Here is a 19,546-nt window from a genome sequence, read left to right on the forward strand (position 1 = left end):
TTATTCAAATTATTAATCCAAATTAGACGTGTATCGGAATTAAGTTCAGAACTATTCATTCTATGTGGTGACACACAAGAGGAGGAGCTTCATCGTGAGTATAAAAAGAGCACTCGTTAGCGTATCAGATAAAACAGGCATCGTGGATTTTTGCCGTGAGTTGTCTAATTTAGGGGTCGAAATTATCTCGACAGGTGGTACCAGCAGCCTGTTGTCGAAAGAAGGTATTCCAGTCATCGGTATTTCCGACGTAACGGGATTCCCTGAGATTATGGATGGACGTGTAAAAACACTTCACCCTGCCGTACACAGCGGGCTTCTTGCAGTTAGAGACAATGAAGAACATCAAAAGCAAATGAAGGATCTCGGTCTTGATTACATCGATCTGGTTGTTGTAAATCTCTATCCTTTCCAAGAAACAATTGCTAAACCAGATGTTTCTTATGAGGATGCAATCGAAAATATCGATATTGGCGGACCAACTATGCTTCGTTCTGCTGCGAAAAACCATGCATTTGTTAGTGTTGTTGTAGATGCGAATGACTACAGTCAGGTACTTGCTGAGGTTCGTGAACAAGGAGATACAACTCTTGAGACTCGTAAACAGCTTGCGGCAAAAGTATTCCGCCATACGGCATCTTACGATGCACTTATTTCCGATTATCTGTCTAATGTGAACGGCGATCCTCTTCCTGAGCGATACACGGTTACTTATGAGAAAATTCAGGACCTTCGTTACGGAGAAAATCCTCACCAGCAAGCTGCGTTTTACCGGAAACCTCTTGCACCGCAAGGGACGCTCACTACAGCAGAGCAGCTTCATGGTAAAGAGCTTTCTTACAACAATATTAATGATGCTAACGCTGCACTTCAGATTGTCAAAGAATTCGAAGAGCCGGCTGTTGTGGCGGTGAAACATATGAATCCTTGCGGAGTAGGTACGGGGGAAAGCATTTATCAAGCTTATATGAAAGCTTACTCAGCGGATCCAACTTCCATTTTCGGAGGTATCGTTGCAGCGAACCGAATCATTGATGCAGATACAGCGGCAAAACTTAGCGAGATCTTCCTTGAGATTGTGCTTGCTCCAGACTTCACAGAAGAAGCACTTGAAATTCTTACCAAGAAGAAAAATATTCGTCTGCTCAAAATGGGCGAACTGTCTTCTGCTAAAGAACGCACAAGTCAGTTTGTTGTTACAAGTATTGACGGTGGCATGGTCGTTCAGCAAAGTGACGTACACTCCGTGGATGCAGACGATCTGCAGGTCGTAACTGACCGTGCTCCTTCTGAAGAGGAACTAAAACAACTTCTGTTCGGATGGAAAGTAGTTAAGCATGTGAAATCAAATGCGATTGTACTTGCTTCTGATAATATGACAGTGGGTGTAGGTGCAGGACAGATGAACCGTGTAGGTGCAGCGAAAATTGCGCTTGAACAAGCCGCAGATAAAGCAAAAGGAGCTGTGCTCGCTTCGGATGCATTTTTCCCAATGGGCGATACGGTAGAGCTTGCAGCGAAACACGGTATTACTGCGATTATTCAGCCAGGTGGTTCCATCAAGGATGAAGAGTCCATTAAGGCAGCGAATGAGAACGGAATTGCCATGGTCTTCACAGGAGTACGTCATTTTAAACATTAATTTCCCAGAAATAAGGTAACAAGGAGATTTTTCATTTCATCATATGAAAGATATAGCACCTAAAATGGATTCATATTCGAGCGTGATCTGCACACGATCAAAAAGGGGTTTTTGAACGGAACAGAATCTATTTCATAGATTCATAATAAGGTTTTATGAAATTAATTCTTCAGCAGAGCGTTATCTTATCTTTCCTGGGGCTGGGAGTGCAAAGCGGAGAGCTTGGCCTCTCAGCCTTTATTATTATTCAAAGGTACATACTTAAGGAGGAACTTATGGATATTCTCGTTATTGGTGCTGGCGGACGCGAGCATGCGATCATATGGTCTCTATCAAAAAGCGAAAAGGTAAACACCATTTACTGCGCTCCCGGAAATGCAGGAATCAGCCAAATTGCACAGTGTGTGCCGATTGGTGTACATGAATTCGAAAAACTAGCTGATTTTGCAATCGAAAAAGAAGTGGGACTTGTTGTCGTTGGCCCTGATGATCCATTAGCAGATGGAATTGTCGATGTGTTTGAAGCGAAGAACATTCCGGTCTTTGGACCACGAAAAAATGCAGCAGAGATTGAAGGAAGTAAGACCTTTATGAAAGATCTGCTTCGCAAATATAACATCCCAACTGCAGCTTACGAGAAGTTCGATAACTATGAAGCAGCACTTGATTATCTTCGTTCTCGCCCGGTCCCGATTGTCATTAAAGCCGACGGACTTGCTGCTGGTAAAGGAGTAACCGTAGCTTTTACTCGGGAAGAGGCGGAAACGGCACTTCATAGCATGATGGTAGAAAAGACATTTGGTGAATCAGGTGCAAATGTCGTAATCGAAGAGTTCCTGGAAGGTCAGGAAATGTCGATTCTGGCATTTGTCGATGGAGAAACGGTAAGATGTATGCCAGCAGCACAAGACCACAAACCGGTATACGATGGAGATAAAGGTCCAAATACCGGCGGGATGGGGACATATTCCCCATTGCCGCATATCGATCAGGCGATTATTGATAAAGCCATAGAAACCATTGTCGTTCCAACAGCAAAAGCAATGGTATCCGAAGATCGCCCGTTCCGCGGGGTTCTTTTTGCAGGGCTCATGATCTCACCAGACGGTACACCGAAGACCGTAGAATTCAATGCTCGTTTTGGTGATCCCGAGACGCAGGTTGTTCTACCAAGACTAAAAACAGACTTGCTCGATATTTTCCTGGCAGCCGTGAACGGTACACTTGCTGATATCGACATTCAGTGGAGTGATGAAGCAGCTGTATGCGTAATTCTCGCTTCTGGCGGATATCCTGCTTCTTATCCGAAGGGGATTGTCATCTCTGGACTTGAACAAGCAGGGGATGCTCTCGTATTCCATGCAGGGACAGCGAAAAATGATGCAGGTGAATATGTAACAAGCGGAGGACGTGTACTTGGCGTCGTGGGCAGAGGAATGTCCACCCTTGAAGCAAGAAATAACGCTTATGCGGCTGCAAAACAGATCACTTTCGAAGGTAAGCACCAGCGCTCTGATATTGCAGCAAAAGCTTTAGTGTAGGGTGAAATGTAGATCCGGCATACAAATAGCAGTAGATTAAAACAAATAGATCAAAAACAAACAGATCAAATCAGAGTAGGAGCGCTCGGTTTGGTCTGTTTTTCTTTTAATGAAGAGGAAATCATATCTACTCTTGAATTGCGGACGAAAAAGAAGTATGATGAATTCAAGGTAATTATCTTAAAATTAAGATAATTAAATGAGCGAGGACACGCAAAGAACGAGAGAACTGGGTAACAAAACTGGGTATTAGGTAATAGAACTAGAATAGAACTGAACAGAACTGATAACGGCTTGATTGACTAAGGGCAATGTCTCGATTGATTAAAGGTAATGTGATATGAAATAAAAGGAGAGCGAAGATATGACGATGAAACATGTATTCCATAAAGGGTCAAATCCAGACTTGCCTACTATATTAGTGCTTCATGGCACAGGTGGAACGGAAACGGATCTAATTCCACTGGCAGAGATGGTATCTCCATATTCAAATATTTTAGGGGTTCGTGGAAATGTGAGCGAACATGGAATGTCCCGATTTTTCCGCCGCTTGGCAGAAGGGGTGTTTGATGTAGAAGACCTGATCTTCCGCACAAAAGAACTGCATGAGTTTTTGGATGAAGCAGCTAAGACTTATAACTTTGACCGAAGTAACGTAGTAGCGATCGGTTATTCAAACGGTGCTAATATTGCGGGAAGTCTTCTATTCCACTATGCCGACTCATTAAAGGGAGCAATTCTGCATCATCCTATGGTTCCTTTACGTGACAAAGAATTGCCTGATTTATCTGGAGTTCCTGTTTTTATCGCTGCCGGCAAAAACGATCCGATGTGCGCACCTCAAGAATCCGAAGATCTTCAGCAGCTTCTTGAAGGGGCGGGGGCAAGCGTACAGTTACATTGGGAAAATCACGGTCATCAGCTGAGTCGTACAGAAGTGGTAGCAGCCGCTGCATGGTTTAAGCAAAACATCATTTCTTAAGACGTAGGATCCGATAAGAAAAGTAGCAGGACAGCTTACTAGTAACATAATGAGTAAGTAAGTAAGTAAGTAAGTAAGTAAGTAAGTAAGTAAGTAAGTAAGTAAATCAATAAGTGAATCATATTCATGATACTTCTCGGTGTTTAAACAAAAGTAAATATAGAACATAACAGTTTCGTTCGTCTAAAATGTTGTCTAAAATGTTGTCTGAAATTTCGTCTACAATATAGCCTCAAAATAGCCTTAAATTTAATGAATTATAAATTTAATTCAAGTAACATACAAAAACCCAAAGGTGTTCTCTCTATACGAGAACACCTTTGGGTTTTCTTTTTCCACTGCTAGTTGCAGTCACAGTCGCAATTCTGAATTACTCTGCTTCTTTAATGGCTTCAGCAAGAATCTTGCGGAAAGCAACTTCCTCATGATCTTCGAAGCCTTTGAAAATAACGTCTTTAATATCTTCATGATTAAAGAAGGCATTGGAATCTTCCGTCAGATTCCCGTGAGGATAGTAGCATGCAACATAATCCCATGTATTTTGAGATTCCGTATCATTTTGCAAACGGCCGTAAATCATCAGCTTCTGTTTCCACTCTTTGATGCGTACAACAGAGCCAATCGGCAGTAAGTCTTGTTCGTAGTTAATCGACATTGGTTAGGGTCCTCCTCTTTCAAACACTGCTTTTATTTAAACACAGGTTTGCAGTGATATGCAAAATGTAACCTGAAAGAAAAGTTGATTTTTTATGGAAATTCAGGAAAATCCGCAAAACGAACCGTCATTCATCCGTCCAAAGATGGTACAATACATAAAATAGAAAATATGTGCAGCGAACGTAAAGCTGACCAAATCAAGCGGAGTGTGGGAGAAAATGAAATCTGTAGAGACACCTAATCATGGAACGGTCCCTGTAGTGGGAATGGAAGATATCGTTAGAGCACACCATGTACTGAGAGAGGTCATCGTAAGAACGCCGCTCCAGCGTGATGCTGTACTGTCTGCAAAGTACAATTGTGAAGTCTATCTGAAAAGAGAAGATCTGCAAGTCGTTCGTTCATTTAAAATCCGCGGTGCCTATAACATGATCCGAAACTTATCCGCTGAAGAGCGTGAGCGAGGCATTGTTTGTGCGAGTGCAGGAAATCATGCACAAGGGGTTGCTTTTTCATGTAATGCCCTTGGGATTCAAGGCAAAATCTTTATGCCAAGCACAACTCCAAATCAGAAGGTTAAGCAAGTGAAACGTTTTGGCGGCAGCAACATTGAAGTTGTCCTTACGGGGGATACGTATGATGATTCCTATGAAGCGGCTATGCGGGTAAGAGATGAGCAGGAACTTACGTTCATTCATCCATTTGATCAGCCGAAGATTATTGCAGGGAACGGGACAATCGGGATGGAAGTCATGGAGGATCTTGATGGACCTGCTGATTATGTATTTGTGACGATTGGCGGCGGCGGTCTGGCTGCTGGAGTTGGAACCTATGTTAAAACAGTGCATCCACAGACGCAGGTAATTGGGGTGGAGCCTTTAGGCGCAGCATCCATGACTGAGGCAATGGAGCAGAAACAGGTGGTTACGCTTCAGAAGATTGATAAGTTTGTCGATGGGGCAGCGGTGAAAAGAGTTGGGGATTTAACCTATGATATCTGTACCCGAACACTGGATGATGTAGTTAAGGTTCCGGAAGGAAAAGCATGTACCACCATCTTGGAACTATATAATGAGAATGCAATTGTAGTCGAACCTGCGGGCTCTCTTGCCGTAGCTGCACTGGAACAGTATAAAGAGAAGATCAAAGGTAAAAAAGTCGTATGTATTATTAGCGGCGGAAACAACGATATTGACCGGATGCAGGAGATTAAGGAACGTTCACTTATCTATGAAGGACTCAAACATTATTTCATGATTAATTTCCCGCAGCGTGCAGGTGCCCTTCGTGAATTTCTCTCGGATGTACTTGGTCCAGATGATGATATCGCAAGATTTGAATATACAAAGAAAAATGATAAAGAAAATGGTCCTGCCCTTGTCGGTATAGAGCTGCTAAACAAAGAGGATTACGAGCCGCTGGTTGAACGAATGAAGGCAAAAAACATCCAGTATACGGAACTCAACAAAGACCAAAACTTATTCAATCTACTGATCTGATCATTTTGTGAAAAACCCATAAGTGATGGATGGATTCAAATTTTTAAAGATGCTGGATCTAAAAAGTGAATATAACGATCGACAAACCCCCGTGAAGAAAGGTTCGCGGGGGTTTTGTTTGTTTGTTAAATGTTGTGAAAATCGATTATTTATGATTGCTTCGTTCCATAAACTCTAGACGATTTCCAAAAGGATCATGAAGATAAAATCGAACGACACCTTCCTCTTGACGGGCATCATCTGCGATGATCGGAATCCCTTGATCTACTAAGTAGCTGCGTAACGCTTCTAGCTGTTTTACATCAAAAGCAGGATGAGCTTTTGTAGCTGGAGAAAAATCAGCCTGCACGCCGATATGAACCTCGTGACTTCCACAAAGAAACCATACACCGCCCCTTTTTTGCAGTACTTCCGGTTTAGGGATTTCGGTAAACCCAAGGATTTCACTGTAAAAATGACGAGCTTCTGCCTCGCATCCGGGAGGACCGGCAAGCTGAACATGATCAATACCAACATAATGATAGTTCATGGATTTCACTCCTCTTCCTGTTTCATATAATGAAACTTAATTTCATAAGATGAAATTACTATCATTATATCAATAAAATGGAAAATGGAGAAGTGTTTCTTACCAAACCCCTATTTTATGCTCACTAAAATATATTTTTGTTTTCCATTCCTTTTATGGAACTTTATCCCATCTGCTTGCGTTATAAGATTGCTAAGCTAAACCAAGTTAATAATAATCCAAATACTGGAGGTAACAATAATAATGAAAAAATGGATCTCCACAGCAGTCATTGCTGCCTTAATTACAGCAAGTGTTCCCCCTGTCGTGTCTCACGCTGCAGTAGCCATACAGATTTACATTGATAACGAGAAATTATCAGCTTCACAACCCCCCATTATGAAAGGCGCCAGAGTACTGGTTCCACTTCGGTCTATTTTTGAAGGGCTGAACGCAAAGGTCGTATGGAACAATAAATCGAAGACGGTTACGGCAACCAAAGGCGACCAGACGGTATCTCTGAAGATCGGATCAAAGACGGCTACTATTAATGGCAATACGGTATATCTAGATATTCCAGCATCCGTAGTTAAGGGGAATACAATGGTTCCCATTCGATTCGTAACCGAAGCATTGGGAGAAGAAGTGTATTGGAACTCTCAGGCAAAACGTGTGGATATCGTCACGAAGAGTGATGATTTGTCTAGCTCTACGATTACAACGAGTGTAGGTACTCAGTATGGTGACGGCCGGGATATAAAAGTAGATTTTACACCTTCGCAGAACGAAGGCGGAGTATACGAATACCGTGTCATGCTAGTCAAGGATACAAGTGCAGGCAACTTTACACTTAATGCAGCCATGAATATAACCTCTGCGAACTATACTCAAGTAAGCAAAAGGAATGGAAATGTGAGTGTCACTTTAGGAGAGAACACACGGGATGTGAGCGGAGAGAAGATCAGATCCGGCGTAACTTACAAAGTGTATGTATTAACCGTTGGAAACGATGCTGCTGACTATGCCTCACTTCTTTCATCCGCTAGAAATTCAATTACCCTGACAGCAAAACCAGCGGTTCAAGCGGTAAGTGAACTGCGTGTCAAAGATGTTGCTAATAACGGAGATGGCCGTGATCTTCAGATTAGTTTCAAACAGCCTGGAACGACATCGGATATTAACAGCTACCGTGCATTTATCGTTAAGACCAAAGACGCATCATCTTTTGATCTAAATGCGGCGAACCGTGCTTCGAGCAGTTACTCGACAGTCATCGGTAAATCAGGAAGTTCCGTGATTACGACGACACTTTCCTCTTCATCACGCGATGTATCAGGGGATCTTATCAAGAATGGAACCGCATATACGCTGTTTGTTCTCTCGACTAGTACGAATACGAATGATAAACAAAATAGACTGTCCTCTGGTTCTTCGAGCTTCACTTTGGACGGAAGTACACTGACTGCTCCTTCCATTACATCGGTAACTGACCGAAGTGACTACGGAGATGCGCGAGACCTGCAGGTTTCTTTCAACAAAACAGGTGACGAGTCAAAAGTAGGCTTTTATCGGGTGTTTGTCGTCCGCAATAATAACAGCTCTTCATTTACGATGAGTGAAGCGAATAAAGTATCTTCGGGAAGCTATTATGATATTTCGAAGAATGGAAAAAATCAGACGATTACACTGCCGCAAAGCCTAAAAGATACGAGCGGGATTACGGTTCGTGAAGGAGAAAGCTATCGTGTGTTCGTAGCAGCTATGGGAAATCAGCAAGGAGGATATGAGAACTTATTATCATCTTCCTCTAATGCAATCTCCTTAAGTAACAACTCGGTATCAAAACCGGCGACAAGTGTAGGTGTAAGTGATATTCAGGATTACGGAGACGGACGGGATCTACAGGTTACCTTTAATAAATCATCTGAAGAATCTCGCGTGGATCATTACCGTGTATTTGTAGTGAAGTCAGGCAATGCAGGAAGCTTCGACCTTTCTAGAGCAAATGGGATGAGCAGTGATCGGTATACAAGAGTAAATAAAACAGGTGGAAATCTGAAGGTTACACTCGCATCCGGGGCAAAGGATACAGATGGATCAGCGATCCGCAGCGGGGTGAGTTACCGGGTATTCGTACTTGCGGTAAGTAACCGCGGAGATAGTAAGCTAAATGCACTGTCATCTGCCTCTTCAGCGATACAGCTGTCTTCAAGCAGTGTCAGACCTGCTTCTAATGTATCAGCGAATATCAAAGGAAATAATGGGGACGGCCGTGATGTGACGATCGCTTTCCAAAAAGCTTCGGATGAAACCGGAATATCCCGTTACCTTATCATGCTTGTGCGAGCAGATGAAGCAAGCCGCTTTGATCTTTCCGCAGCAAATCGTGTATCGTCAAATAATTACACGGCGGTAAATAAAAACGGTTCGAATATCTCCAAGCTTCTTGGAGAAGGAACCAAGGATATTAACGGTAATAAGCTGGTTGCCGGTATTAGCTATAAAGCGTTTGTTCTCTCACTAGCAGATGGTTCAACCCGTTCGGACAGTGCCTTATCCGATGGATCAAGTAACTTTACACTGAACCAGCCTTCTGTTCAGGTAGATCAGGCTAACATAACGAAGGTAGAGAATAAGCCGAATGGAAACCCGGCAGTACAAGTGAATTTCAATAAAGCAGGGGATGAGAAAGGTCTTTCTTTCTATGCAGTAATTGCTGTTAAAGCAGCTTCAGCTAGTCAGTTTACTTTGGATCAAGCGAATGCCCTGCCAAGATCACAATACACATCCGTGAATAAATCGGGTGGAAACGGAGTCGCCACTGTAGATACTTCGACGCTGGATTCAGATGGAAGTTCACTAAAACCAGGGGTGAGTTACCGATTCTTTGTTCTATCTGTAGCCGATGGAGATAAAGCAACGATTAATAATTTATCCCGAGCTAGCGATTCCATTGTCCTTGAAGAACTAGCACCAATGAAAGAAGAAAAGAAAGAAGAACCGAAGGAAGAACCGAATGGGGAAAAGAAAGAAGATAAGAAAGAAGATAAGGGGAACTAGAAATAAGGTAATTTGAAGAGGGAATGATGAACGAAAGCCGGGACCATGGAGTATGGTTCCGGCTTTTATGCTTGCCTTGCGTTTGTAGATAAAGGCGCGAGATTACCGAATCATTCTGCGATACACCGCTGGGGTTAGACCTTCTAATTTCTTAAATGTTTTAATAAAATATCCCGCATCCGTATACCCCAAATCCTCGCTGATTTGATGGATCGGAAGATTGGTTTCTTCAAGCAGCTGTTTTGCCCATTCCATTTTCAACCTAGGTACAAATACAGAAAAATTCTCTCCGGTTTCTTTTGTAAAGATCCGGCTGAAATAGCTTGGACTCACGTGACATAATTTTGCCATTTGCTGCAGCGTGATATTCTCATTCTTGTGATGATAAATATACTCAAATGCTGGGGTAAGCAATGGATTCATTGTATGGAAATCATGTGTTGTGAATTTCTTGATTTTGCTGTCGATCATCGTGTTAACCAGCTCATGCTGCATGGCTTCCATATTTTTAAATGCTTTTACGGATGGAACGTGAGTAGGAATTGTAAGCGGCATGTCCTGTGACAGCGCCTTTTTATACATCTCGATGGTTGCATTCTTCTGAATGGATTCCTCAACAATATAAGTAGAAAGCTGAAGCAGCATTTCTGCCGCTTTGGCCACCTCATCGTAAGTAAGCTGCGGCAGCGCGTTATATTCTTTTTCAAGTGCTTTAAATTTAGCCCGGCTTTCCGTATTCTCGGGTCGATTCACAATCTGTTCAAGATATAATTCCTGATCGGTCAGCTTAATCTGTCCTGCCATAATCGCACCCACATATTGACCATCAACGAGGATCGGAATGGCAATATCCACGATATTGAAATGACAGGAATATATGTAGGGTTTGTTCGTTCGAACGGCCTCAAGCCCGCCCCTGGCATCACATTTCTGGCAGTACTCAGACAGCATCTCGTCTTTACGCACAGCCTGACAGAAAGACTGGCAATGACTGTGCTTCGTCACAGGGACACCTTTGTAATCGACAGTAATGATCGCCATTTTTGTTACAAGGGAGAGGGAGTCTTGAAGCCCATGCCATTTATCTATATCAATGATTTGACTCAGATGGAAGTGTACTGGTTTCATAGTGGTGTACTCCTAAAGTGAAAAATTGAAGTTAGATGCTTAATTTCTTCTTATAGTATATCTTTTTACAGAAGTGAAGTACATAAAAGTACAATTTATAACAGCTTAGTGCAAAAAAACACAATAAGAAAACGCTTTAATTAGTAATCGGAGTTCAATGTAATGAGATTGGGTAAAAAATATAATAGAGATAGAGAAACAGAAAACAGATAGAGAAGCAGAAAAAAGATAGAAGAACCATTTTGCTAGGAGGTAATAATGATGAGAAGAGCTTTTATTAGTCCAACGAAATATGTACAAGGTGAAAATGAACTTTTAAATTTAGGATATTTTATTCGTACATTTGGTGACTCTGCGTTACTGATTGCCCATCCAGATGATATCGCTCGTGTAAAAGAACAACTGAACACAACTTCAGATAAATTTAATGTAACTCTTGTAGAAGGTGGATTCGGCGGAGAATGTACCCGCGAGGAGATCGCTAGACTACAAGAACTCGCTAAAGAAAAAAATTGTGACTGTACGATTGGCCTTGGCGGAGGGAAAGCCATTGACACAGCGAAGTGTGTAGCTGAAGGTGAAGCCCTCATTATCGTACCAACGATCGCTGCAACAGACGCACCTACAAGCCATTCTGCTGTACTTTATACCGAAGATGGAGCATTTGATGATTACGCTTACTTCAAACAAAGTCCAAGTGTGGTCATGATTGATACTACGATTATTGCGAATGCACCTACTCGTTTCCTGGTTTCCGGAATGGGAGATGCTCTATCTACGTATTTTGAAGCAAGAGCAACGGCTAGATCTTACTCTAGTGTGAATGCAGGTCTCCCTTGTGGTGTACTTGACGGAAGCGCTCCTAAAGTAGTCGGTACAAAAGCAGCGCTTGCGCTTGCAAAACTATGTTATGAAACCCTGCTCGAAGATGGTCTGAATGCGAAGGTTGCATGTGATTGCAACTTAGTGACTCCAGCGCTTGAGAATATTGTAGAGACGAACATCTTGCTGTCCGGACTTGGTTTTGAAAGTGCAGGTCTTGCAGCAGCCCATGCGATTCACAATGGACTTACTGCACTTGAGGGCACCCATCATTATTTCCACGGTGAAAAAGTAGCGTTCAGTACCATCGCTCAATTGGTGCTTGAAAATGCACCGAAAGAAGAGCTGGACGAAGTTCTTGCTTTCTGTGTATCCATCGGACTTCCCGTATGTCTTGCTGATATCGGCGTTGATACAGTGACAGTGGAAGAACTGAAAGAAGTAGCAAGAAAAGCATGTATTCCAGAGGAATCGATTCATTCCATGCCATTCCCGGTAACCGAAGAAGCAGTCGTTGCTTCCATCATGGTTGCTGACCAAATTGGACGAGAATATAAACAAAAGTTAGGGTGAGCGATATGAAAAAAATAATGAACAAACCGGAAACACTTGTAAGAGAAATGGCGAGCGGTCTGATTCTCGCTCATCCAGAACTTACATTTGATTCGAGATATAAAATCATTGCGAAAAAAGAACTTAACCCGAGCAAAGTCACGCTGATCAGCGGCGGAGGAAGCGGTCATGAACCGGCCCACGCAGGTTTTGTAGGGAAAGGGATGCTTGATTTAGCCGTCTGCGGAGACGTATTTGCTTCTCCATCTCAGATTCAAGTCTACCAAGCGCTTCGTGGGTCACGCAGTGACAAAGGTACGCTGCTTATTATTAAAAACTACAGCGGGGATATCATGAACTTCCGTAATGCTGCCCATCTGGCACGAGAAGACGGAATTACCGTTGACTACGTAAAAGTAGAAGATGATATTGCAGTGGAAGACAGCCTGTACACGGTAGGTAAGCGAGGTGTAGCAGGTACCGTATTTGTTCATAAGATTGCGGGAGCTGCAGCAGAACTGGGCAAATCTCTGGCAGAAGTTAAAGAAGCGGCACAAAAAGCAGCTGACCGTACGAAAAGTATTGGGTTTGCCCTGACTTCTTGTACCGTTCCTGCGAAAGGAAGCCCTACGTTCCAACTGAACGAGGATGAGATGGAATATGGAGTAGGTATTCATGGTGAGCCAGGGATTCGGCGCGAGAAAATTCTTTCTGCTGATGAACTCGCCGGCGGAATGGTTGAAGATTTGCTGAAACATATGGACCCAAATGGTGAAGATGAGTATGCTGTTCTCGTTAATGGCTTTGGAGGCTCACCGCTTCAGGAACTGTATTTGCTGAATAATGCAGTCATGAGAGAGATGAAGGCAAGAGGCAAAAAGGTGATGAAGGTTCTCGTTGGTGACTATATGACAAGTATTGATATGGCAGGCGCATCCTTGTCACTGATGCAGCTTGATGAGGAACTAAAGAATCTGCTTGCTGTAGAGTGTGAGACACCGGCGCTTACCATGAGAGGACCTCTAACAGAAGTGATCTATACAGACAAAGTGGAAGAAGTTCAAGCAGATGGCGGTAAGGAAGCATCTTATACCGTAGAAACTTCGGAGGAACATTCGAAGGTACAAAATGAGCAGTTCTCTCTGAGTAATCTGATCTATTATATCGACAAGATGAGTGAAATCATTATTAAAAATGAGGGACCTTTCTGTGATCTTGATTCTCATGCAGGAGACGGTGATTTCGGTACAAGTATCGCAACCGGATTTAAACAACTCAAAAAAGAATGGGATCACGTACTAGAGAAAAGTTCCAGCATGTCTGAATTCCTTGATGCATGTTCTCTCATTATTATGGAGAAATGCGGCGGGGCCTCAGGTCCAATCTGGGGATCGGCTTTCCGCGCAGCAAGTAAAAGTGCAGGCGAGAAAGAAGTTCTTGGGGTGCAGGACGTTGCTGATCTGTTCTCTGCTGTAGTGAAGGGAATCCAGGATACAGGGGAAAGATCATTTGGACGCGGAGCAGTGGTGGGTGACAAGACACTCATTGATGCGCTTGTACCTATGGCTGATTCCTGGCAGAAGAGTGCGGAAGCAGGAGAGGATTTGAAGACTGCTTCTGAGAAAGCTGCACAAGCTGCGGTGGATGGTGCGAAGAAAACCGAAGAAATCGTTGCTCGTATGGGAAGAGCAGGAACGGTCGGAGAACGAAGCATTGGATATCCAGATGCGGGAGCTTATGCCATCGGATTTATTTTCACCGAGTTATCTGAAGCAATGAAATAACGAGCTCTTATCTATAAAAAGAGGCTGTCTACGTATCGTTACCTATCGATACGCAGACAGCCTTTTGTTTTATTTTTATCGTTTACGAACAAAGATCGGATAGATCAAAACAAGACCAATGAGTCCAATGATTAGAAGGGTAATAGAAGAAAACTGAATGACAGGGAGTACTTTTCCGAGCGTATACCCTAGTAGTAGAATCACTACAACGACGATGAGATATTTGAGCATAGATGCAAGCTGAAACCCTTTTTTTCTTACAGAGGATTGAACATCATCGGTTTCGTTATTGAAAGAAAGCAGCACCTGAATCAATACAATGGCTCCGCCTGCGATAAGAGTTAAAGTAAATAAGCTGATTCGAGTATAGGGAGTCGGGTCTTGACCGCTCCATTCCGTTACTAAACCGATGAAGCCCATGAGTACAAAAACAATCGATATCGCAGACCAAGCAATCAGTAGATTGAATGAAATGCCTCGGGTTTCTCCCTCTGTCGCAGAAGATGATTCTTCGGCCTTCGTGTCCTTTGGTGAAGCCCACTCCGTACCGGTGTGCGGTCTGTATTTTTGATCTAGTTCTTTTATGTATCCCAGCGGATTACCTTCATAGATGGAATCAGGTGCATCCCCTTTGTTTTGTGCTTCTACAAGGCGCTTAGCAGCATCTAGGAGCAATTCTTCCTGCTTCTGTGCTGGAATATGCGTGTCTCTGACATGCATAGAGAAAGTCTCATAAAAGGCTAAGGTACTTTCCTTCATTTGCCCAAGAAAAGTATTCTTGCGATTTCGGAGCAGCATGATCTGTTTGTTGTTCGGTTTCATTCGTGTTCTCTCCTTCGGAGTACAGGCTCTGCTCATAAATTATACGGGAGGATACCTTAATTCGCAAAAATGGATACAGAAAAAGGTTTGATTGACTTTTTAAGCAGGTGGATGCTACACTAATTTTACCTTAATTCATATTAAACCTATCGGATTTAAATAAATAGATATATTTCATTCTTAGGAGGCGTTTTTATGGAAAGACAAATCGTTATTCGTCATGGTGAGGAAGAACTTGCTGCGACAATTCATTATCCTGTCGTGCCTGAACTGCAAGAAGGAGAACGTCCTTCACGTGTACCGCTTATTATTATATGTCACGGCTTTGTAGGCAGTCGGATTGGTGTGGATCGTCTTTTTGTAAAAACGAGCCGGGAACTTGCTGAAGATGGATATTTAGTGCTCCGTTTTGATTATATTGGTTGCGGTGAAAGCAGCGGAGAGTATGGAGCGGAAGGCCTTGAATCGATGATTAATCAGACACGCACGGTTCTCGACTATGCAATCCAGTGCTGTGACGTTGATCCTAAGAGAATCACACTGCTGGGACATAGCCTTGGCGGAGCGACAGCACTGCTTACAGCGGTGAGAGATAAGCGTGTGAACAGGCTGATCATGTGGTCTGCAGTAGGTTATCCTTTCAATGATATCGTGAAGATTACGGGCCGCAGTACCTATGATCAGTCTGTAAAAGAAGGAAGCGCAGATCATCTCGGTTATAATTTTAGTCCGGTGTTCTTTCATTCGCTCGCTCAGTTTCAGCCGTTTCAGGAGGCTGCTAAATTTACGGGAGATGTATTTATTGCGCATGGAACAAGTGATGATACCATTCCGGTCGACTATGCTTTTTTATTTCAGAAAGTGTTCTGGACGCGTTCAACGGGACGCTGTGATAAGGATATTATTTTTCAGGGAAACCATACGTTTTCATCGGGACCAGAACGGGAGCAACTTATCAAACGGACCCGTGCCTGGCTTGCTGAACAGAATCGGATAGATGAGGACTGGCAGCACTGGATGATCTAATGAAAAATTATGAAATTTTCCCTGAAAATGATTGGAATTCTTACATTCTAGCGTTAAAATAAAGGGGCAACCATTATACCTGTGTCTGGAGGCTTGGCAGCGATGACCTTACCTACATTGTTTATAGCTCACGGTTCACCTACCCTTGCGGTGGAGGATAACGAGTATACTGCTTTCCTTAGAGAACTCGGTACCCGTATGCCCCTTCCCAAAAGCATTGCCGTTTTTTCGGCGCATTTCGATGAGCCTGTGCAGACCGTATCGATGGACGAGCATCATTCCACGATGCATGATTTTTATGGTTTTCCTAGCGAGATGTATGAACTGGAATATCCCGCTCAAGGTGATCCTGAATTAACTAGGAGAATATGCGGAATTTTCAAAGAAGCGAACCTTCCTGTGAAAACAATCAAAGACAGAGGACTCGATCATGGTGTTTGGGTCATTCTTCGTCATATGTTCCCGGAAGCGAACATTCCGGTAGTCGCCTTATCTGTAGATTCACAGCGTTCTTCGGAGGAACAGTATCATATTGGACGTATGCTGGCCCCGCTTCGTGATGAAGGAATTCTACTGATTGGCAGCGGAGGACTAGTTCATAATTTGAGGAAGCTGAGTCAGCAAGACGAGCCTGAGGCCTGGGCAGTGGAATTTGATGAATGGGTTGCAGAGCGTCTTGAACAGTGGAACCTTAGAGAGCTGTTTGCTTACGAGAGAAAAGCACCAAATGCTCAGGATGCCGTTCCTTCTTATGCTTCAGAGCACTTTGCTCCTTTGTTCTATGCCATGGGCGCAGCTGATACAGATCGAAAGGCGGAAAGGAAATTTCAGGCCTATCAATATGGCAGTCTCAGCTTGAATTGCTGGCAGTTTGGAACAACGTAAGTCTTACCTTTATAAAATAAAACAAGGCATCCCTAATCAAATGGGATGCCTTTCTTATCATTTAAACAGAATTACTTTTTGATCTCGAAGAATTCACATTCATTCCGTCCATGATAGGCCAGGTCACTGACACTGGACTGAATCACGATCGTCTTCTGATCAAACCGAATAATCTGTCCTCCGTTATTGATCTGATGATTATCTTGAAATACTCGAATTTGCTTCTTGCCGTTCATTGCTTCTTCGAAATCAGCATCGGTATTCAGGCGGCGATTAACAGCCATACACACACCTCCAGGTAGTTAATTATGAAACGATAGACTTTTCTTTAATAGAAATTATAACATAGGCAAAGCGTGCTTATAGGCAAAAAAACAAGCTCCCGTATTCAGGGAACTTGTTCACTAAAAGATATGGTGATGTAAGCGAATCAATTTCATAATATATCGAGTATTATTTTGATTAATAATTTTGCTGTGTTTTAATATGAACTGCTTTGTCTTTATTTCTAAATTTACCAAACAGACCGCGGATGTAAGGAACCACCCAGTTATCAAGACCGATTTTACCTGCGTTAAATCCAGCAACCAGGATAAACATTTGAAGCAGGATCAGCTGTGCATTCGTGCTTACCGTACCCGAGAAGAGGAAAGCGAAGTTCATTACCATTGCCATCAGTACAGCGAAAGTAGTGAAACATCCAAGGATGAGACCAAGACCAACAAGGAACTCACCAAGCGGTACAAGGACGTTGAATAGTCCTACATTCGGCAGAGCAAAGGTTTGAAGGAAGCTTCCCCACCAACCTTGAACGGTTGCACCCTCACCAGTCGAATTGGTGATTGCATAGCCGATAAAGCCACTTGCATCAAAACCGCCGCTGCTAAGTTTAGCCCATCCGTGAGTCATCCAATCATAACCGATATAGATACGCAGTACAGTTAGTAACCACATTGCTACTTTATTTTCTCTAATCCATGTTGTAAACATAGAAACCACTCCATCCATTTTTTTATGGTCTATTAAGATATTGCCGAGCAACCAAGTTGCGGTTGCTTTATTACTGATGTGACTTTTTTTATTGCTGTAAAAGTGATCACTCTTTCGATGTCTTTATATTAAAATAAATTCCTTGACATAGTTGTGATATTTTTCACAAACAGAAAAAAAGAATTTATTTACCTTGTTTTCCATCCTTATTATTTCCAAATTTACAACATATAGGGACAAAACCTCTGCTGGTATGATTAAATAAATGATATGACCATGTTCATTAGAGTGGACAAACGGAGGGGGAAAAATCGGTTTGCATAAAAAATGGAGACTTGTGGCGTTATTGATGTTCTTATTGGTTGTGTTTACAGCCTGCCGTGCCGAATCATCGGAACTTGCGGATCCTTCAGCGCTTGAAATGGAAGCACCAACAGAATCAATAGATTCAACAGATCCAACAGATTCGCCCCAAGAGAATCAAGAACAAGACTACGCTTATACGGCTCCTTTAACGGGGATGAAAGTAGAAGAACCTGCAGAGAAGAGGCCCGTTGCGGTGATGATTAATAACGCGCCCGCTGCTAGACCCCAATCGGGACTAAGTCATGCCGATCAGATCTATGAAGTGCTTGCTGAGGGTGGTATTACCCGGCTGATTGCTATTTTTCAAAGTGAGGGTACGACGGAAACGGTAGGTCCGATTCGCAGCATTCGTCCTTACCTAATAGAGATTGGAGAAAGCTATGGCAGTATTCTTGCTCATGCCGGAGGAAGTCAGGCAGCCTATTCTATTTTGCAAAAACAGGGGAAGCCTTATCTGGACGAAATTTCGAATGCAGGTCCCTACTATTTCCGAAGCAGTGATCGCAAGGCACCTCATAATTTATATTCATCGCTGGATCAGCTGAGAGAAGCTGCTGCGAAACGGGGATATTCGGAAGAGAATAAATCACCTGTGTATAACTATTTAGAAGAAGGAGCGCAGGTGGAGGGAGAAGAAGCTCTCCATTTTGATATTACCTATTTAACTAGCAGTTACGAGGTAAGTTATGATTACGACGAGTCTACAAGTACGTATATAAGAAGTGTAGAGGGAAAAGAAGATATCGATGCAGATAATGGGGAGAGACTCGCAGCTTCCAACATTATCGTATTATCCACAGCCCATAAAGTACTGGACGATGTGGGGAGACTCAGTGTTGATCTTACTTCTGGCGGAGATGCGATGTTATTTCAGCAAGGGAAAGTGATCCATGCGAAATGGTCTAAGAAAGCGGGGGATCTAATCCGTCTGACAAAAGAAGGAAAAGAACTGCCGCTTGTGCCCGGAAAAACCTTCTTAAGTATTGTGACCAATGTACCGCCGCTTGATGAACATGTCCTCATTCGTACACCGTAATAAAAGTAGAATTACAAATTTACTCATAAACAATGTCCATTAATAAGCTAAGCCTCTCAGGTCCTGACGGATAAAAGGGTTAGCTTATTTTATTTGAAAGTAAGAACAAAGGGTACTAGAAACAAGACAATGATATACGTTATAAACAGTATTTGGATAATATGTGTCAGCACTGGTCAGTCTACGACAAAAGTTGAATAATTCAATTGTAAAAATCGTTCGTTTTTTATGTAAACACAATGAAAA

General features: G+C 42.8%; 16 protein-coding genes. 10 read left to right on the top strand and 6 right to left on the bottom strand.

Going from position 1 to position 19,546, the window contains the following annotated elements; translation table 11 throughout:
* The first annotated feature begins 94 nt into the window (after nt 1-94).
* From purH to KJS58_RS20795, 3 genes are all read left to right on the top strand, one after another.
* Entirely contained in the window at nt 95-1,642 is a 1,548-nt protein-coding gene (purH, locus tag KJS58_RS20785; protein ID WP_213535392.1) for a bifunctional phosphoribosylaminoimidazolecarboxamide formyltransferase/IMP cyclohydrolase, read from the top strand.
* A 275-nt stretch (nt 1,643-1,917) separates the two neighbouring features.
* The gene (purD, locus tag KJS58_RS20790) at nt 1,918-3,183 is read left to right on the top strand and encodes a phosphoribosylamine--glycine ligase (protein WP_213535455.1); all 1,266 of its coding nucleotides are present in this window, start codon (nt 1,918-1,920) and stop codon (nt 3,181-3,183) included.
* Nucleotides 3,184-3,553: 370 nt separating this feature from the next.
* Nucleotides 3,554-4,165, top strand: a complete 612-nt coding sequence (locus KJS58_RS20795; RefSeq protein ID WP_374705842.1) for an alpha/beta hydrolase — start codon at nt 3,554-3,556, stop codon at nt 4,163-4,165.
* Between the two features lie 370 nt (nt 4,166-4,535).
* Here KJS58_RS20795 and KJS58_RS20800 read toward each other — a convergent pair whose 3' ends face one another.
* Nucleotides 4,536-4,820: a DUF4176 domain-containing protein gene (locus KJS58_RS20800; RefSeq protein WP_191802756.1), complete on the bottom strand. Its 285-nt coding sequence runs from the start codon at nt 4,818-4,820 to the stop codon at nt 4,536-4,538.
* Nucleotides 4,821-5,040: 220 nt separating this feature from the next.
* Between KJS58_RS20800 and ilvA the strand changes: the two genes are divergently transcribed.
* Nucleotides 5,041-6,321, top strand: a complete 1,281-nt coding sequence (ilvA, locus tag KJS58_RS20805) for a threonine ammonia-lyase IlvA (protein WP_213535395.1) — start codon at nt 5,041-5,043, stop codon at nt 6,319-6,321.
* A gap of 145 nt (nt 6,322-6,466) precedes the next feature.
* On the opposite strand, the gene KJS58_RS20810 is transcribed toward ilvA, so the two are convergent.
* Nucleotides 6,467-6,850, bottom strand: a complete 384-nt coding sequence (locus KJS58_RS20810) for a VOC family protein (RefSeq protein ID WP_213535396.1) — start codon at nt 6,848-6,850, stop codon at nt 6,467-6,469.
* Between the two features lie 243 nt (nt 6,851-7,093).
* Here KJS58_RS20810 and KJS58_RS20815 point away from each other — a divergent pair, with 243 nt between their 5' ends.
* Nucleotides 7,094-9,889 carry a stalk domain-containing protein gene (locus KJS58_RS20815; protein WP_213535397.1) on the top strand — a complete coding sequence of 932 codons (2,796 nt, stop codon included), beginning with the start codon at nt 7,094-7,096 and terminating at the stop codon, nt 9,887-9,889.
* Nucleotides 9,890-9,991: 102 nt separating this feature from the next.
* Here the strand turns inward: KJS58_RS20815 and KJS58_RS20820 are convergent, their stop codons facing one another.
* Entirely contained in the window at nt 9,992-11,017 is a 1,026-nt protein-coding gene (locus KJS58_RS20820; protein ID WP_213535398.1) for a PocR ligand-binding domain-containing protein, read from the bottom strand.
* Nucleotides 11,018-11,278: 261 nt separating this feature from the next.
* Between KJS58_RS20820 and KJS58_RS20825 the strand changes: the two genes are divergently transcribed.
* A complete protein-coding gene (locus tag KJS58_RS20825; RefSeq protein WP_213535399.1) occupies nt 11,279-12,412 on the top strand; it encodes a glycerol dehydrogenase in 1,134 nt (377 codons plus the stop codon).
* Nucleotides 12,413-12,417: 5 nt separating this feature from the next.
* Nucleotides 12,418-14,175 (top strand): dihydroxyacetone kinase subunit DhaK, encoded by a 1,758-nt coding sequence (dhaK, locus tag KJS58_RS20830; RefSeq protein WP_213535401.1) that lies wholly within the window; start codon nt 12,418-12,420, stop codon nt 14,173-14,175.
* Between the two features lie 75 nt (nt 14,176-14,250).
* On the opposite strand, the gene KJS58_RS20835 is transcribed toward dhaK, so the two are convergent.
* Nucleotides 14,251-14,997, bottom strand: coding sequence for a DUF1129 family protein (locus KJS58_RS20835; protein WP_213535402.1), 747 nt, complete (start codon nt 14,995-14,997; stop codon nt 14,251-14,253).
* A gap of 195 nt (nt 14,998-15,192) precedes the next feature.
* Here KJS58_RS20835 and KJS58_RS20840 point away from each other — a divergent pair, with 195 nt between their 5' ends.
* Together KJS58_RS20840 and KJS58_RS20845 are read left to right on the top strand one after the other, a co-directional pair.
* A complete protein-coding gene (locus tag KJS58_RS20840) occupies nt 15,193-16,023 on the top strand; it encodes an alpha/beta hydrolase family protein (protein WP_213535403.1) in 831 nt (276 codons plus the stop codon).
* A 102-nt stretch (nt 16,024-16,125) separates the two neighbouring features.
* Nucleotides 16,126-16,908, top strand: a complete 783-nt coding sequence (locus tag KJS58_RS20845; RefSeq protein ID WP_213535404.1) for a DODA-type extradiol aromatic ring-opening family dioxygenase — start codon at nt 16,126-16,128, stop codon at nt 16,906-16,908.
* Nucleotides 16,909-16,979: 71 nt separating this feature from the next.
* Here the strand turns inward: KJS58_RS20845 and KJS58_RS20850 are convergent, their stop codons facing one another.
* Both KJS58_RS20850 and KJS58_RS20855 read right to left on the bottom strand, forming a co-directional pair.
* The gene (locus tag KJS58_RS20850; protein WP_213535405.1) at nt 16,980-17,192 is read right to left on the bottom strand and encodes a hypothetical protein; all 213 of its coding nucleotides are present in this window, start codon (nt 17,190-17,192) and stop codon (nt 16,980-16,982) included.
* Between the two features lie 178 nt (nt 17,193-17,370).
* Nucleotides 17,371-17,898 (bottom strand): DoxX family protein, encoded by a 528-nt coding sequence (locus KJS58_RS20855; RefSeq protein ID WP_213535406.1) that lies wholly within the window; start codon nt 17,896-17,898, stop codon nt 17,371-17,373.
* A 316-nt stretch (nt 17,899-18,214) separates the two neighbouring features.
* Here KJS58_RS20855 and KJS58_RS20860 point away from each other — a divergent pair, with 316 nt between their 5' ends.
* A complete protein-coding gene (locus KJS58_RS20860; protein ID WP_249717726.1) occupies nt 18,215-19,300 on the top strand; it encodes a DUF3048 domain-containing protein in 1,086 nt (361 codons plus the stop codon).
* Nucleotides 19,301-19,546 lie beyond the last annotated feature (246 nt).

The sequence above is a fragment of the Paenibacillus sp. J45TS6 genome (genome assembly GCF_018403285.1).
Lineage (GTDB): Bacteria > Bacillota > Bacilli > Paenibacillales > Paenibacillaceae > Paenibacillus.

What these genes read in the sequence shown, in the direction of transcription:
- purD (WP_213535455.1), top strand. Translation starts at nt 1,918, where the DNA reads ATGGATATTCTCGTTATTGGTGCTGGCGGACGCGAGCATGCGATCATA.
- KJS58_RS20795 (WP_374705842.1), top strand. Translation starts at nt 3,554, where the DNA reads ATGAAACATGTATTCCATAAAGGGTCAAATCCAGACTTGCCTACTATA.
- KJS58_RS20800 (WP_191802756.1), bottom strand. Translation starts at nt 4,820, where the DNA reads ATGTCGATTAACTACGAACAAGACTTACTGCCGATTGGCTCTGTTGTA.
- ilvA (WP_213535395.1), top strand. Translation starts at nt 5,041, where the DNA reads ATGAAATCTGTAGAGACACCTAATCATGGAACGGTCCCTGTAGTGGGA.
- KJS58_RS20810 (WP_213535396.1), bottom strand. Translation starts at nt 6,850, where the DNA reads ATGAACTATCATTATGTTGGTATTGATCATGTTCAGCTTGCCGGTCCT.
- KJS58_RS20815 (WP_213535397.1), top strand. Translation starts at nt 7,094, where the DNA reads ATGAAAAAATGGATCTCCACAGCAGTCATTGCTGCCTTAATTACAGCA.
- KJS58_RS20820 (WP_213535398.1), bottom strand. Translation starts at nt 11,017, where the DNA reads ATGAAACCAGTACACTTCCATCTGAGTCAAATCATTGATATAGATAAA.
- KJS58_RS20825 (WP_213535399.1), top strand. Translation starts at nt 11,279, where the DNA reads ATGAGAAGAGCTTTTATTAGTCCAACGAAATATGTACAAGGTGAAAAT.
- dhaK (WP_213535401.1), top strand. Translation starts at nt 12,418, where the DNA reads ATGAAAAAAATAATGAACAAACCGGAAACACTTGTAAGAGAAATGGCG.
- KJS58_RS20835 (WP_213535402.1), bottom strand. Translation starts at nt 14,997, where the DNA reads ATGAAACCGAACAACAAACAGATCATGCTGCTCCGAAATCGCAAGAAT.
- KJS58_RS20840 (WP_213535403.1), top strand. Translation starts at nt 15,193, where the DNA reads ATGGAAAGACAAATCGTTATTCGTCATGGTGAGGAAGAACTTGCTGCG.
- KJS58_RS20845 (WP_213535404.1), top strand. Translation starts at nt 16,126, where the DNA reads ATGACCTTACCTACATTGTTTATAGCTCACGGTTCACCTACCCTTGCG.
- KJS58_RS20850 (WP_213535405.1), bottom strand. Translation starts at nt 17,192, where the DNA reads ATGGCTGTTAATCGCCGCCTGAATACCGATGCTGATTTCGAAGAAGCA.
- KJS58_RS20855 (WP_213535406.1), bottom strand. Translation starts at nt 17,898, where the DNA reads ATGTTTACAACATGGATTAGAGAAAATAAAGTAGCAATGTGGTTACTA.